This is a genomic window from Parapedobacter sp. ISTM3 (assembly GCF_016533505.1).
Classification (GTDB): Bacteria; Bacteroidota; Bacteroidia; order Sphingobacteriales; family Sphingobacteriaceae; genus Parapedobacter; species Parapedobacter luteus.
This window is the reverse complement of the sequence record NZ_JAENGN010000012.1, coordinates 68,917-84,831: the sequence shown is the minus strand read 5'-3', so window position 1 is coordinate 84,831 and position 15,915 is coordinate 68,917. Positions and strand designations below refer to the sequence as shown.

Sequence of the window (15,915 nt, the reverse complement as noted above, 5' to 3'; positions counted from 1 at the left end):
TAATCAAAGCCTAAGATAATAAGAAATCCGATTTCTGGATAAGTAAGCTGTTTATTTTATTAATTAATCAAATCCATTAACAAATGAAACAAAAATTACTATGTTTCTTTATGTTGGCGACACTGTTCGGTGGAGCATTATACGCCCAAGACAGAAGAATCAGCGGTTCAGTGACCTCAGCTGACGACGGAAGCCCAATTCCAGGTGTTTCGGTCATTGTAAAGGATGTACAAATTGGCGTCCAAACCGATGTGGAGGGCAATTACTCGATTGCTATTCCAAGTGGGGCTACAGCATTGATTTTTCGTTCAATCGGTTATGCCGAGCAGGAGGTGCCTATAGGCTCAGGCGACGTAATTAATGTCAGGTTATCAGAAGACGCTTCTGTATTAACAGAAGTGATTGTTACCGGTTATGGTCAGGAGTTGAAAAAGCAAAGTTTGACAGGGTCGGTATCGGTCTTGTCGGGCGGAGAAATTGAAAACCTGCCGACGCAGTCTTTTGACAGGGCAATGCAGGGCCGGTTGGGCGGCGTTCAGGTCACGTCTAATGGAGGGCAACCAGGGGGCGGGTTGAATGTTAATATCCGTGGTGCTGTTTCGGTAAATGGAAGTGCGCAACCCTTGTATATCATCGATGGTGTGCAGATGAATCCGGGGGGATTGTCAACCCAAACCACTCAAAATCTATTTTCATTTATTAATCAGGAGGATATCGAATCTATCCAGGTCCTGAAGGATGCTGCAACAGCTTCGATTTACGGTGCGCAGGCCGCTAACGGGGTAGTGCTTGTCACCACCAAAAAGGGTAAAGCTGGAAGGACTGTTATTAAAGTGGATATTCAGCAGGGTTTCCAGGAAAATCCAAATCCCTATGATTTAGCCACAGGTCCAGAGTATTATGAGATATACCGGCAAGCATACTATAACCAATACCTAGTAGTGTCTGGGAATGGCGAAAATGGTACACGTGCATGGAACAATAGGCTTTACGGATCTCCGAACAACCCAGATCCCGCAAGTATTCCAAATATAAACTGGTATGATGCCGTATTTCGGAAGGGCAACATGGGGCAATATAACATCTCTTTTTCAGGAGGCAGTGAAAAAACAAGCTTTTTTATCGGCGGTGGGTATAATAAAACTGAAGGAACGAATATCGGGTCAGATTTTACACGAGGAAACCTTCGAGCGAACTTGGAGCATCGTGCGTCAGATAAGTTTTCGATTGAGACTCGCATAAACCTTCACAATACAATTTCCCGAGGCCCTGCTCATGGAAATGGGTTTTACACCAATACACCCTTTACAGGAGCCTTGTTGGTGCCGACACTTAATCCGATCTATGACGAAGAAGGTGGATGGAACAACGACCTGATTAATGGTTACGGTTATAATATTGTGCAAGTGCTGCATGAAGAAGATCGAGAAACGAATACTTATGGAACAATTAGTACAATTGCACTGAACTATGACATTATTCCAGGGTTGCGTGTCCGGGCTTATGGGGGTGTTGATTTTACTGATGCGCGGAACTTCAATTATCGGCCTTCAAGTATTCCCGCGTACGCCGGTACCGGTGGTACTGGGGCAGAAAACTATTATCGGACATTGAACTGGAACACGAGTTTGACGGCAAACTACAATACGGTGTTCGGGGCAGATCATAACTTCAGCGCAATGGCAGGGGTGGAATATCGTGATTATACGCAAAGGGTGTTAAGCGCATCTGCCCAGGGCTTTCCAAATACTATGTTGCGCTTGATCAGCCAAGCTTCCACGAATACGGGCTATGGTTCGACATTCACTGGATTCAAGTTGGCTAGTGTAATCGGAAATGTGAATTATGACTATCAGGGCAAATATCTGCTTTCGGGCAACGTACGTTATGACGGTTCCTCGCGGTTTGGCGCAGATAACAAGTTTGGTTTATTCTACGGGTTGTCCGGGGGTTGGAGACTTTCTGAGGAGAATTTCCTGTCTGACGTACGGTTTGTGAACGAATTAAAGTTACGGGCAAGCTACGGCGTAACAGGGGATCAAAGCGGTATTGGCAATTTCGCGGCCATGACCCTATTTAGTTCACCAGGTGCTGGCGCTGCTTACAATGGGCAGCCTACTTTGCGTCCTGACCAAATTGGAATTGCTGATCTGACCTGGGAGGAGGTAGAGTCCATCAATCTGGGTTTGGACTTCGGGCTATTCCGTAATCGGCTTTTTGGTTCGTTTGATATCTACCGCAACCACCGCAACCAAATGTTGCTATCTCAACAAATTCCCCAAGATTCTGGGTACGGCAGTATCACGGTCAATGCGGGGCGGGCTAGAATGGAGGGGATTGATTTGGAATTGGGGGGTGTGCCTGTTGATGCCGGCGGTTTTAAATGGACTTCATCATTCAATATAGCCCTTATAGATAACAAACTCCTTGAATTAAATGAGGATGCGGCGTTGGATCGTGACGGAAACCCGCAGATCAATGACGGACGGTACACAGTAGGAAAGAAACTGAATCAAGTGTATACCATTCCCTGGGCGGGTGTGAATCCTGCTGACGGCAGGGCAATGTATTACGACATCAATGGAAATATCACGTATTCCCCAATTTCAGCAGATGACCGTCGTGCATACGGAAGTTACGACCCTGATTTCTTCGGCGGTTGGACCAATACATTTAGTTATAAAGGGTTTTCTCTCGACGTGCTATTCCAGTATCAGTATGGGAATATGGCGTGGACGGATATGAATTACCCGCTGGAATTATCCGGCGCATACGGGTACAATCAACTGAAAAGCCAGTTGTATGACGCTTGGTCCCAGCCTGGTGACATTACTGGTGTGCCTCGACCATTTTATAACGGTGCTGAGCCCGGAAGCGTAGCCATTACGACCTTTTCATCGCGGTGGCTGCAGGACGCTTCGTATATCCGCTTAAAGCAATTGACATTTGGTTACAGTTTGCCGTCTTCGGTGCTGTCCGGTACCGGTATCCAGAGCGTCCGTTTGTTTGCTCAAGGGATGAATCTTTGGACTATCACGAAATATACCGGCGAAGACCCGGAAAACACTGCAACGAATAATAGCATGAACGTTTATCCCCACCCACGCACATTTACTTTTGGGGCAAACATCACATTTTAAATTGGCGACATATGAAAAAGAGAACTTTAATATATCTAGCGGTTTTTGGGATTGTATTTTCCTCGTGTGAAAGCTTGATTGAAGTAGATCCGCAAAACAATCTCTCTGCCAGTGCCGTATTCACTGACATTGATGCAGCACAGTCTGTATTGAATTCTGCATACAATAGGTTGATTAGGGGAGGTGACGGTCAACTCTACGGACGAGATTTGAAGCTCATGGGGGATGCGCTCGCGGATAACATTGTGACCGATGCGGATTTGGCTGGCCAACGGTGGAATACCGTTAATCGGAATGATCAGGGAGCGCATTACAATATTTGGGCACAGAGCTATAACGTCATTAATGATGTGAACGAGGTGCTGGATAAGACACCGGGCTTACCTGTCACGCCATCTCAGGAGCCTACGCGAAACAGTATTCTGGCGCAGGCTTATACGATACGTGCACTCACTTATTTCAATCTTGCCCGCGTGTACGGCTACGAGCCCAATAAAATTCCTACCACTGGTGCGGGGGCTGGTTTTGATAGATCGGCTGTTTTGAGGTTGACTCCCACAGGTAGTTTTGCTGATGCCCAACCGATGAGCCGGTCGTCGATTATCGATACCTATACGCAGATTGAGAGCGATCTGACCGAAGCAATTTCCCTTTTCGCCAACGCATCAACTCCCAGCAATCCTGTCCGTTATTTTACATTGGGCACTGCTTACGCACTTAGGGGTACACTTTACCTGTATTGGGAGAGGTATCAGCAGGCCATTGATGATTTCGACGCGGCATTTGCAAACAGTTCGGCGACGTTGACCGATGATATTGTCGCTGCCTTTACCTCGGAAATGAACCCCGAGGCTTTCACCCAACTGTGGATGGATTGGAGCACTCAATCCCTTGGATCAAATAACTCGCTATACTCCTATACGCATGCCCCGCTTTGGAACGGCATTTCTACGTTTGGCGGGCAGACGATCAGCCCGGAGTTATACAATTCGTTCGAGGAGGGAGACAGCCGCTTGGGACTCATTTATGTAGACGATCGGCATCCGCAGTATTATTGGTCTAACAAATACAATGGTGCGGCAGGATTGTATGCAGACCATTTGATTATTGTACGCTACAGCGATGTATTGCTCATGAAGGCCGAGGCGTTAGCTGCGTTGGGTCAATACAGTGCCGCTGCGGAACTGATTGTGCAATTAAGGATGGCGCGGAATGCATCCGTGGATGTCGTGCCGACAGATGTTCGGATTGTCGATTATATCAAAGATGAACGTAATCGGGAGCTTCATTTCGAGGGAGTCCGCTTCTTTGATCTCAAGCGTTGGGGGAATGGTGTGACAAAATCTGCAGCTGTAATCGGTGGTGTAGGTTTTCTGGCCCATGATCATCATCGCATGCTTGCTGGAATTCCAAATTCGCAAATTCTGTTAAATCCGGATTTGCCTCAGAACCCTGGGTATTAATCTGCATATAGTAATTTGAAACGAACGAACATGAAAAAGATAAGTATATATTTTTGCTTTGTATTCTTAGCGTCTGTAGCCTGCGTAGCTTGCATGGACGAACGAGAAATAATTTATGCCGGACCAACAGTTGTCGAATTTAAAAACCATTTGTTGGGAAGAAATACCGCTTATACCCCCGTGGGTGTATTCCCGAGTGGAACGGGTACAGCACAAACGCTGACTAGCAGGTATATTTCGGTGGATAATCGCGGCACCGATTCAATATTGGTTCAGCTGGTTGGTCCTCAGTTGAGCCGTGACATTGATATTGAATATACTATTGACGAAAGTAGTACGGCCATAGAGGGTACTCATTACGACTTTGTTAATGCTGGCACGAGAACTATTGTTTTACCCGCTGGTACTTCCAGTACATATATCCTGATAAATCCTACTCCTGGCAGTTTGGATGCAGGGGAAACCCGCTCATTAACGCTTAGGTTATTGGGGCATAACGAAGTAGGAGTAAGCGAGAATTACAGCACGTTTACAACTTATCTGAGGCCTTAGTTGCTAGTCCCACGGTATTTGACTAACATAGCTCTATAACGACATACCAGCGGTTTCCCAGAATTGTCCGCTTGTATTATGTGTTTGTGAACTCAAAACAATTCTATCGCTAAAAAGGGGCTCCCAGCCCCTTTTTTTTAGCTACAGCGAGCGAATAATACAGATTTGCCCAAATGCAGTTTTGGGTTTGAGGAGCGTCGGTTCTAACCGCATCGCTGAACTAAACAACATTATCTACTATCCGTATACAGCCATTGAAACCGTGTGATTAACGGTTGTTATTCCGTCTCTGTTATTTGTATAGATGAGGATAAATGTACGGAGTGTACCGGAAATCCGTTGTATAACGGCCTTGCGTGTAATGTGCTGATATTTCATCGTTGATGACGCAGCAGCCGTGTCAATTTTATTGATGTTTTGGTTATTTTCTTGGTCGTTTTGCTTTTTTTTGAAAAAAAACGAATGTTTAATTGCTTTTTTTTCTTATTTTTTTGCTATTATCTTGGTATTTTCATTAAAAAAAGCATTGTTTTATTTAATTTTTTATATAAATGCGATTAATTTTTAGTATTATATTATAATTTTTGTATTTTATTTGTAATTATTTAATTTTATTTTGTTATTTATTGCAATTGATTTACATTTGAAAATATAATTGGTTGTTTTTAATCTTTTTGTCTTTATATATTGAGGTTATTGTATTTAATTATTGCTAATTAGTGTGATTATCTCAAACAAATACATATTTTTTAAAACAAAACAACACGTAATTGAAAAAAACTTACTAAAGTTATTCTAAACCATTGAGTCAAGCAACGGCATTAAGTAGAAGCAAGCTTGTTGCCCGTCTAATCGACCTTAAGAATTAAGTACGAAGAAGTATTGTGAGCGGGGTTTCTATTTAGTGATGGAAACAAACGTATAGTGCCGCATACGAGTAATTTGTGTGCCTGGCTGACAATATCGGATATATATATCCGTAAAGGGATCCGTTTTTTCGGATAGTAGTAGTCGTTCATTATTCATTAACCAAATCAAAAACACATGCAACAAAAATTACTTGGGTTTTTCATGTTGGGTATATTGCTGATCGGATCGGCGTATGCACAAGACAAAAGGATCAGCGGTACTGTCGTCAGCGCCGAGAGCAATTCGCCGCTGAGCGGTGTCAGCGTTCGCGTAGTGGGGGCTCCCACATCGACGTCTACCGACGACAGCGGCCGATATACTATCGTGGCAAATACTGGAGATGTACTGATTTTTACCTATCTCGGTCACGCGGAACAGCGCATCACGGTCGGTGAAAGTTCGTTAGTGGATGTCTCCATGCTTACTGACGCACAGCAATTGGACGAAGTGATTGTATCCGGGGTAGCAGGGGCTACCGACAAAAGGAAAATGACTGTGTCAGTAACCAAGATTGGGGAAGCTCAACTTAACGCGGTACCTGCTACTTCGCTTTCTTCTGCGTTGACGGGAAAAGTAGCAGGCTTGAGGACATCTTCGGTAGGGGGCGCCCCCGGTCAACAGGCAGACATCCTGCTTAGGGGGGATAATGTATTGGGCGTCAGTGCCTCCCCGCTTATTTTGATTGATGGTATCATCATGCAGGGTAGCCTTGCCGATATCAACGTGGACGATGTGGAATCTATGGAAGTCATAAAAGGTGCCGCTGCTTCGGCTCTTTATGGTTCACGTGCGGGAAGCGGCGTTATCTCTATTACTACCAAAAGAGGTAAAAGTGGTGCTTTAGGACAGACACAGGTTACCGTTCGAAATGAAGTAGGCTTTCAAAATCTTCAGCGTTACATGGAAACTTCAGAATCACACATGTATAAACTTGCTGATGATTGGGAACAATACCGAGGCCAGTATACCAAATATGCTGGTGTTACTTTTCCAGACGGTTATACAGGCGGGTATAACGCTGGCATTTCGGGATCCAGGATAATCGATGATGACGGTTATATGGATAACCCGTATGGTGTATATCGTTTTAATCCGGCAGATGTGTTTCAGACAGGCAATACGCTGACTAACTTTATTGGTGTATCTAATCGGTCTGAGAAAAATAACATTTATTTATCTTTTGAAAATAATGTTCAACAAGGGGTGGTGGCGCACCGCGATGGGTATGAAAGACAAAATTACCGTTTCAATATCGACCAAGAACTAGCCCCCTGGTTAACTGTAAGTGCCACAAACTTGTTTATAAATAGGAAGGTAGAGCAACCGTCAGGTATATTCTATAATGTGGCCCGTATGGAGAAAGATATCGATTTGTTTGCCCCTAATTCAGATGGTCAGCCCTATAATATAAGAGTGAATCACTTTAATTCAGAGGTAACCAACCCACTGTACCCTTTATATAAACAGCGCGATAATAGGAATACCCGCCGCTGGATGGGTAACTATTCAGCCAATGTCAAGTTCACAGAATGGGCTAACCTCGATGTCAGCCAAACCCTGGAAATTGAAAATTACAGAAGGGAAGTGATTAATCCCAAAGATACATGGAACGCTGCGGCTACTGCTTACACAAATGGTTCGCTTCAACATGAGAGTGAGGAATTCGCTACTTACAACACACAAATCACGCTTAACCTGAGTAAGCAGTTTGGCGATTTGAGGGTCAATTCCAAGTTGTCGTACTTATACGAAAACCGCAACTATGAACGAACAAATACACAGGCTTCCGCATTTATAGTGACCGATATAGAGGCATTTAACAATTTCACCGCCATCAATAGTGCCGCCTCCAGCAAAGAGAAAGAAAGGGCGCAAAACTATTTTGCTATTGTAGGGCTGGATTACAAAGACCGGTATTTGTTGGACGGTATGTTCCGTTATGACGGATCTTCGTTGTTTGGTCCCGATGCGCGCTGGAATCCGTACTACAGGATATCAGGAGCTTATCGGATATCTCAGGATGTAAATATTCGGGGCATAGACGAATTGAAAGTAAGGGCGGCTTACGGTACTGCCGGAATACGCCCTGAATTCGCTTGGCAATATGAAGTATATACCCTGTCTTCGGGGGTGGCAACTGCGAGCCAAAAAGGTAACACGGAGTTGAGACCCTCCCAAACTGCAGAACTCGAATTCGGTTTAAATGTTGATTTCCTTAAAAAATTTACGTTTGAAGGCGTGTATGCGCGCTCGAAAACCACGGATCAGTTTCTTAATGTTCCACTTATTGGCTTCTTAAACGATGGATTTACCAGTCAGCGGCAAAATGCCGGTACCGTCGAATCGAATACGTTAGAGTTGATGTTGGGGGCCAACTGGTTGAGAAAGAATGACTTTTCCTGGAGCTCTAACATTGTGTTTTCCAGAATTCGCCAACAAATCACCGAATTACCGATTCCTGCATATTGGTTAAATGCGGTTAATGGCGATGTGAATGCATTCCGTATTGCGGAAGGGGAGACTTACGGTGCTATTTATGGTCGCAGGATGGTAAGAACCTTAGACGAAATGGCGAGACAGCTTCCAGCAGGAGCGAGTATTTCTGATTATACGGTGAATAGTGAAGGCTACGTGATCCTTGCGGGAACGGAAGGCACGACAACTGAACGACCGGTTGTCTACACCGAAAACGGTGCGCCTTGGCTGGGCAAAATAGGGGATGGAAACGCCAAGTTTAACATGGGTATTGCCAATACGTTTAATTACAAAGGGGTTACGCTCTATGTGTTGCTCGACTGGAAAAATGGAGGCGACGTATACAACAGTAATGAGCAGCGTATGGCGTTCAACAATGTCAGTCAGCGGCAGGATATGACCAACGTGCCGGATGGTCAAAAGAAAGCGGCCTCCTACTGGACCGTTGGAATGTACGATGGCAATAATGCCAATGCTTACTGGGTGGAAGACGCCTCGTATTTAAAGCTGAGGGAAGTGGCAATCGGATATACCATTCCTGCAAAAGCGCTTAGCGGTTTTTTGAATGGCACCGTTAAGGGGCTTACTTTCAAAGCCGTAGGTCGAAACCTATTTACATTTACAAATTATTCGGGCTATGATCCAGAAGTAGGTACCTTGAGACAACCTCTTGACGGGATTGGAACCAACCCTATCTATCGCAACCTTGCGTTCTCTCTCGGGTTCAATTTGTAAAATAAAAAAAATAAAAACATGAAAAAATTACATAGATTACTTCTTTTCTCTTTTGTTTCTGCGGGCCTAGTCGGTTGCGAAGACAACATCTTGGACATTCCAAATGAAAATAACCCGGATTTTGCAAGAGTATATGCTACGGGCCCTGACGTGGAAAATGTGGCCTCGGGTCTCTACAATGCAGTCTTTATTGGAGAAAATAACACGAACGGCGTACAACCAATGTTAGCAACGGCAGCAGATAATGTGACCTGTTCATTTGGTAACTTCGGTATGCGGGACATGTCTTGGGAGCCTCGGAATTTCGCTTGGGACAATTCTCCCACCTATGCTAATAGCGGTCAGACGAACAACTCTTATAATCGATGGTACTCGGCTATCGGCACGGCTTCGAACGTGTTGAGAGCCATTGATGGAGGGGTTCAGATTGGCGCTAACGGAGCCGATAACAACCGTACACGGGCTTTTGCCAAATTTACCTTAGGTCTTGCCTATGGAAATTTAGCACTGGTATTTGACAGGGCCCATATCGTTGATGAGACCAAAACAGTTGATGCTGCACTTGAGACTGCTGTTCCCTATGAGGAAGTTGCATCGGCCGCTATCGCTTATTTGGAAGAAGCGTTGGCGTTATCCAATGAATCTTTCACCATTCCTGCAAGCTGGTTAGGCGCACCTGCCGATATAAGCAGTGCTGATTTTAGAAAAATCATTAATACATCTGCGGCCCGTATCCTTTCCTATCTTCCAAGAAACAACGCAGCCGTTGTTGACGTGGATTGGGCTCGAGTACGTGCTTACGCGGACAACGGTATTACTGCTGATTGGCTTGTCTTGCAAGACGGTACAACCAGATGGTACTTTAATTCAGGAGACTATCTAAGACGCGTTGGTTGGGGAAGGACCGATATGTACGTGGTTAACATGATGGAGCCGTCTTTGCCTGCTTATTGGGAAGACCGCGGTGATTTCCCAACTCCCCCTGAACCTGCAACCGCTTTGGATAACCGTTTAAAGACAGATTTTCAATATATGCCATCCAATGATTTTATTGCTGACCGAGGGTATTATCACTTCAGTTGCTATAGGTTAAAAAGGTACGATGCCGTTTTTCAGCCGAATATCGGATCGAAACCAACCGTGGCGTTAGCCGAGAACGATATGCTGAGAGCGGAGGCGAGGGCCTATTTAGGCGATCTAGCAGGCGCAGCTGCTATTATCAATGCAGGTACCCGTGTTACGAGGGGTAACTTGGATCCCGTAGCTGCTGACTTTGATGATATTATTGAAGCGATTCACCATGAAAGACATGTAGAGCTTCACACGACCGGCTTTGGGGTACAGTTTTTTCAAATGAGAAAGTTAGACCTTTTACAAATTGGTACCCCCTTGCATTTGCCATTGCCGGGTGCATTACTCCAGAATTTAGGGTTAACAGAGTTCTATACATTTGGAACAGTCGCTGCCGCCGATGGTATCGGTACTTCAAATGGTGGGTGGAGATAGTATCCGCATACCAGCGGTTTCCCAGAATTGTCCGCTTGTATTATGTGTTTGTGAACTCAAAACAATTCTATCGCTAAAAAGGGGCTCCCAGCCCCTTTTTTTTGAGCTACAGCGAGCGGGGAACCATCCTTGCCAAGTATTGGTCGGTTTCGTCTTCATACAGGATTTGGACGACCCAGCCTTCGGTATTGGCAAGCTGGATTACGGTCTGCTGGTCAATAAATAGCCAGTTGAAAGGTTCACCCCAGATTCCTTGATATCCGTATTGGTACCTTATCTCACCGTAGTACCCCGAGGGTCTTTTTACTGAACCATCCGCATAGAGGTAAGCAATATCCGAAGAGTCAAACAGTAACTGGCCACCTTCGCTCAATAGCGATTGGCTGTGTCGAAGCAGTTTTTTCAGTCCATCGATGCTGCCGGCGATGCCGATACCATTCATCATGAATAGGAGGGTGTCGTATTTGCTGCCGTGGTGTTGGAAGAAGTCTGCCTGAATGATATTTCGGACGCCACGTTCTTGCATGAGTGCGCAGGCTTGCGGGGAGCGCTCCAGTGCGGTTACCGCCATGCCCCGGCTTTGGAGGTATAGTGCATGGCTTCCTGCACCGGCCCCGACGTCAAGCACATGGCCATCGCATAAGGCCAACGCAATATCTTCCAGTTCCGGAAAATTTTCAGGTTTTCGGAAAAATACATCTACGGGCATTTCTTCGATATCGGTATAACTGGTATGGAGTAGCAACTTATCACGGCGCTTGCCGTGGAAATAGTCAGTCAGGGCATTCCCAAGTACGTCGTTGGCCATATCAGGAGATGTGAAGGATCTGTTTAGCCAGCGCAATGGTTGCGGCATCGCCGGTATGCTTGCCGGGTTCGTCCGAAAGCTTGATGGTGGGTGTCCATTGGGCCTCGTCTGGAAATGCGTCGACCATCTTAATGACAATGTTCATGGGAGGCACCCCCACGTCGTTGGTAAAGTTAGTACCCACGCCGAAAGACATCCCGATACGGCCACGGCAATGTTCTACAATGCGAGCCACTTTTTCGTAATTCAGCCCATCGGAGAAAATGATGGTCTTGGAAAGAGGATCAATGCCTTTTGCCTGATAATGTTTGATGGCGCTGTCTGCAAATGACAGCGGATCGCCACTGTCATGGCGTACACCGTCAAATAGCTTGCTGAGCTTTTTGTCGAATTGAGAAAAGAAAACCTCCGATGTATACGTGTCGGAGAGTGCGATGCCCAAATCGCCGCGATACACCTCCGACCAATGTTCCAGCCCGAGTAGATTGGCCATTTTAAACCCGTATTTTGCGGCATGAAACATAAACCATTCATGGGCGTGGGTGCCAATGGGTTTGGTTTGGTTGAGCATTGCCATGTGTACGTTGCTGGTGCCGATGAATGTACCTTTGCCATATTGCTGGAGTGCTTTTACGACCAGGCGATGCACACCGTATGAATGCCGCCTTCGGGTGCCGAATTCGGCAATGGTGACACCCAGTGAATGATATTGCTCGATTTTTCTACGCGCTGTAGCAATGATTGCTTCATCCCGCTGCCGCTGCTGTGCCGTCAGGCGGTAATACAGCTCGCAGATGAGCGACATGATGGGGACCTCCCATAGGATGGTGCGATACCAGTAACCTTCAATAGCCACTTGTATTTCGTCGTCCTGCTGGCTGATGTAAACTTCCTCGGGGTCGTACCGGTAGCCTTGCAGGAAATCGAAATACGTTGGATCGATATAAGGGCAGGTAGCTGCAAAAAAAAGTTTCTCCTGGCGGGTAAGCTGTAGCTTTGCCAGCTCATCAATTGATTTTCGCAGTTCCTCGGCAAATCCATCGGGAAACCGATGCCCTCCACGGTTGATAAACTGGTACCTCGCTTTGGCCTTGGGAAACAGTTTCACCACGGCGTTTTGCATGGTGAATTTGTAAAAGTCATTGTCCAAGATGGAATTGATCATATTGGGCACAGCTATGGTGGTAGTCAGCAATCAGCTTATAGCGTCTGATTATTTGATAACAGAAAGCCATGCTTCGGCCATCAATTGTGCACCGGCCAACGTCGTATGCACACCGTCTCCGGTCCAATAGTCGGGCGATACGCGCTTAGCGGCTTCATCAAACACACGCTGGTAAGGAATGAATGCAGCGTTATATTCGTTCGCTATTTCCTGTGCGGCTTGGCGGTATTCATTGAACGCCGGAAACCAGGCGTCTGTCACAGCTTTTACATTGTTTACGGCAAAAGGTTCACCGATGATGAGCTTCACCTTAGGGATTGCCGACAACGTACGATCCAGTAGCTTGCGGTAGTCGTCGCGGTATACCTGTATCGTGCCGCTATACCCGCTCGATAATGTATGCCAGTAGTCGTTGACGCCGATGAGGATACTTAAGATGTTGGGGTTGATGTTGATGCAATCCTCTTCCCAGCGCTCGGCTAATTGGTGTACCTTATTGCCGCTGATTCCTTTGTTATATATCGTTAACTGATGAGCGGCATGCCCGTGTAGCAGGCGTGCAGCAGCCAGGAATGCGTAGCCATTACCGAGGGCCTGGCCGTTGTTCGGTGCTTGATGGCTTCTGTCGCGCCCTGCATCGGTAATGGAATCGCCTTGAAATAGGATGACGTCGTTTTGCTGAATTTGCACGTTGGGTGCGGCGTATGGCGACGTGGTCGCTGCTTTTACAATTTCAGGAAGATTGGCAGCCAAGGCTGCTCCCATGAGGGACCTTCCGATAAATGTTCTTCTGCTTTTATCCATATGGTCAATAATGGTTTGATGGTTTCAAAGGTAGGTATTTAAATGGAGAAAGGAGGGGTGACCTCCTTTCTCAAGCTAAAAAAATCCATGCTTTATCCCCTGCCGCGTCCGGAGGAGTTTCCGCGTTCGGATGCCCGGCTTTGGGTGGCACCGTTGTTTCGCTCTGTTTTTTGGCGTGTAGATACGCTTGGCCGAGACGTTGCGCGTGACGACACGGCGCCATTCCGGCTGGAGGTACTGCTTTGTGTCCGGGATACGGAGTTGCTTTCACCGGTACGTGCAGGTGTGGCCTGTGCCCGGTTTGAAACTTGGCTACCTGTGCCGGCAGACGAGCGGTTAGCTGGACGAGCGCTTGTTGCCGCTTCGCGTTGGCCCGAGCTTCTTGTCGCCTGGCTGCTTGTGCTGCTTGCGCGTGAAGCTTCGCGTGTCCGCTCAGCTGAACGTGCGGGCGCTACAGCCGACCCGCGATTTGCAGCGCCAGCGCTGGCGGACGTCGTGTTCCTGCCGCTCGATGTACCGGAGTTGCGGCTTGAACCGTTTCTTTCTGGTGCCACCGAGCTACGGGATGCCGACGCTTCGCTTCGGCCATTGCTGCGGGTACTGGCTGTCCGTACCGCCGTGGCGTCTGCTACACGGGAGGGTCTTGCCGAGGTGCGTGTGCTACGGTCTACTTCCGGACGGTAGATGCTCACCGTACGGCTGCTTACCGCAGCTCTCCCTGGCCGAGAAGCATTATTGATCTCCCGGACGGCAACCCTGCTGCGGGTGACGCGCTCAATTTCGCCGCGACCTGGGCCACTCACATAAGTGCGATTGTTGTACACGTAAGTGTTGTTGATGATGGTCGTACGGTTATAGATGGTCACACGATTTCGATAGGGTACATAATAGCTATAGATGCGTGGACTGGTTATATACCGCTGAGGCACAAACACCCAATGACGGTGCGGTATGCCCACATGGACACTGATGGTCATACGGGGGCCTAAGGGTGCCCAGCCATAGTAGCCGCCGCCGCTTCGCCAACTTACCCAGGCGGGGCCCCACTCATAGCCGGGCACCCATGCCCAACCGTAATAATCGGTATATAGCCAACGTCCGTAATGAAACGGCGCCCATCCCCAGGCATAGTTGGAGACCCAGGTATTCCCATAGGTAGTCATTACCCAATGGCCATTGGTGGCATAGGGCTGAAAACCGGGCTCGGCATTTGGCAGCCAGACATATCCGTGCTCTGGGTCGTTTATCCACTCCCCATATGGTGCAAGCTCGTCATAGAATAATTGGAACGAAACGCTCATACCGGGCTGAGCCTTCACGGTGTTCAATGCTGCCAAGGCTACAAATGCCAATGCAGCGAGTAATGATAGTCCGGTTTTCTTTAACGTTTTCATGGCATGCTGGATTAAATGTACAACACTTTGTTCGTTTCTGGTGGTATGACTGTGCAAAAGCGCCAATGGTTTAACGGCATGGGGCTATCCGCATAATTGTTACGATTGGCTTTTTTACGAACATTTTATGGAAATATACGTTAATATAAGGAAATTAAAGGCATTTTATCTAAGTTTGCAGCCTTAACTGCGAGAGCTCCCGATGATAAAAAACATACAACGTATACTGATCGAGCTGGCCAACATCCACCGGTTTGTCATGCGTTTCTTCCGGGAAGTATTTATGCCTCCCTACGAGTTTAAAGAAATTGTCAGGCAATGTTATGTGGTGGGATGGAAGTCATTACCGCTGATATCACTTACGGGCTTCATCACGGGTGTGGTGTTTACCAATCAATCCCGTCCGTCATTGGCTGAATTCGGGGCAACGTCATGGCTGCCTGCGCTGATATCCATCGCGATTATCCGTGCGTTGGCGCCGCTGGTGACAGCACTCATTGCTTCGGGAAAGGTGGGGTCACAAATTGGAGCGGAGCTGGGGTCCATGAAAGTGACCGAACAGATTGATGCGATGGAGGTTTCGGGAACCAACCCCTTTAAATTTCTGGTGGTGAGCCGGGTGTTGGCTACAACCATCAGCATCCCGATTCTTTCCTTTTATACGGCAGCCGTGGGGCTGTTCGGAGCGTTTCTGAGCGTCAATCAAAATGAGAATACCAGCTTCCGGGTGTATTTTGATCAGGTGTTTGATGCGGTGACATTCCTGGATGTGTTTTCCTTGGTACTTAAAGCTGTGGTATTTGGGTTTACCATCGGGATTGTAGGGTGTTACCAAGGATATCATTCTTCCAAAGGTACCGAAGGGGTAGGAAAGGCCGCCAATTGGGCGGTGGTTATGTCTATGTTTTTGGTCTTTGTGGAAGAGATATTGATTGTACAGATTATTCAAGCAATGCGGGCTTAA

The 15,915-nt window shown here is 46.9% G+C and carries 10 protein-coding genes; 6 read left to right on the top strand and 4 right to left on the bottom strand.

Features of this window, described 5'->3' with window-relative positions; translation table 11 throughout:
- Positions 1-83 precede the first annotated feature (83 nt).
- The 5 genes from JHJ32_RS15745 to JHJ32_RS15725 all read left to right on the top strand — a co-directional run bounded on the left by JHJ32_RS15745 (position 84) and on the right by JHJ32_RS15725 (position 10,780).
- A complete protein-coding gene (locus JHJ32_RS15745; RefSeq protein ID WP_200121592.1) occupies positions 84-3,140 on the top strand; it encodes a TonB-dependent receptor in 3,057 nt (1,018 codons plus the stop codon).
- Positions 3,141-3,151: 11 nt separating this feature from the next.
- Positions 3,152-4,603, top strand: a complete 1,452-nt coding sequence (locus JHJ32_RS15740) for a RagB/SusD family nutrient uptake outer membrane protein (RefSeq protein ID WP_200121591.1) — start codon at positions 3,152-3,154, stop codon at positions 4,601-4,603.
- A gap of 30 nt (positions 4,604-4,633) precedes the next feature.
- The gene (locus JHJ32_RS15735) at positions 4,634-5,155 is read left to right on the top strand and encodes a hypothetical protein (protein WP_200121590.1); all 522 of its coding nucleotides are present in this window, start codon (positions 4,634-4,636) and stop codon (positions 5,153-5,155) included.
- 1,044 nt (positions 5,156-6,199) lie between these two features.
- Positions 6,200-9,274, top strand: a complete 3,075-nt coding sequence (locus JHJ32_RS15730) for a SusC/RagA family TonB-linked outer membrane protein (protein ID WP_200121589.1) — start codon at positions 6,200-6,202, stop codon at positions 9,272-9,274.
- Positions 9,275-9,292: 18 nt separating this feature from the next.
- A complete protein-coding gene (locus JHJ32_RS15725) occupies positions 9,293-10,780 on the top strand; it encodes a RagB/SusD family nutrient uptake outer membrane protein (protein ID WP_200121588.1) in 1,488 nt (495 codons plus the stop codon).
- A gap of 106 nt (positions 10,781-10,886) precedes the next feature.
- On the opposite strand, the gene JHJ32_RS15720 is transcribed toward JHJ32_RS15725, so the two are convergent.
- The 4 genes from JHJ32_RS15720 to JHJ32_RS15705 form a co-directional block, all read right to left on the bottom strand.
- The gene (locus JHJ32_RS15720; protein WP_200121587.1) at positions 10,887-11,588 is read right to left on the bottom strand and encodes a bifunctional 2-polyprenyl-6-hydroxyphenol methylase/3-demethylubiquinol 3-O-methyltransferase UbiG; all 702 of its coding nucleotides are present in this window, start codon (positions 11,586-11,588) and stop codon (positions 10,887-10,889) included.
- Between the two features lies 1 nt (position 11,589).
- Positions 11,590-12,753 carry a nicotinate phosphoribosyltransferase gene (pncB, locus tag JHJ32_RS15715; protein WP_200121586.1) on the bottom strand — a complete coding sequence of 388 codons (1,164 nt, stop codon included), beginning with the start codon at positions 12,751-12,753 and terminating at the stop codon, positions 11,590-11,592.
- A 48-nt stretch (positions 12,754-12,801) separates the two neighbouring features.
- Positions 12,802-13,557, bottom strand: a complete 756-nt coding sequence (locus tag JHJ32_RS15710; RefSeq protein ID WP_079718552.1) for an SGNH/GDSL hydrolase family protein — start codon at positions 13,555-13,557, stop codon at positions 12,802-12,804.
- Between the two features lie 92 nt (positions 13,558-13,649).
- Entirely contained in the window at positions 13,650-14,951 is a 1,302-nt protein-coding gene (locus JHJ32_RS15705; protein ID WP_079718551.1) for a DUF6600 domain-containing protein, read from the bottom strand.
- A 202-nt stretch (positions 14,952-15,153) separates the two neighbouring features.
- On the opposite strand from JHJ32_RS15705, the gene JHJ32_RS15700 reads away from it, so the two are divergent.
- Complete coding sequence (locus JHJ32_RS15700) at positions 15,154-15,915, top strand: ABC transporter permease (protein WP_079718550.1); 762 nt, start codon at positions 15,154-15,156, stop codon at positions 15,913-15,915.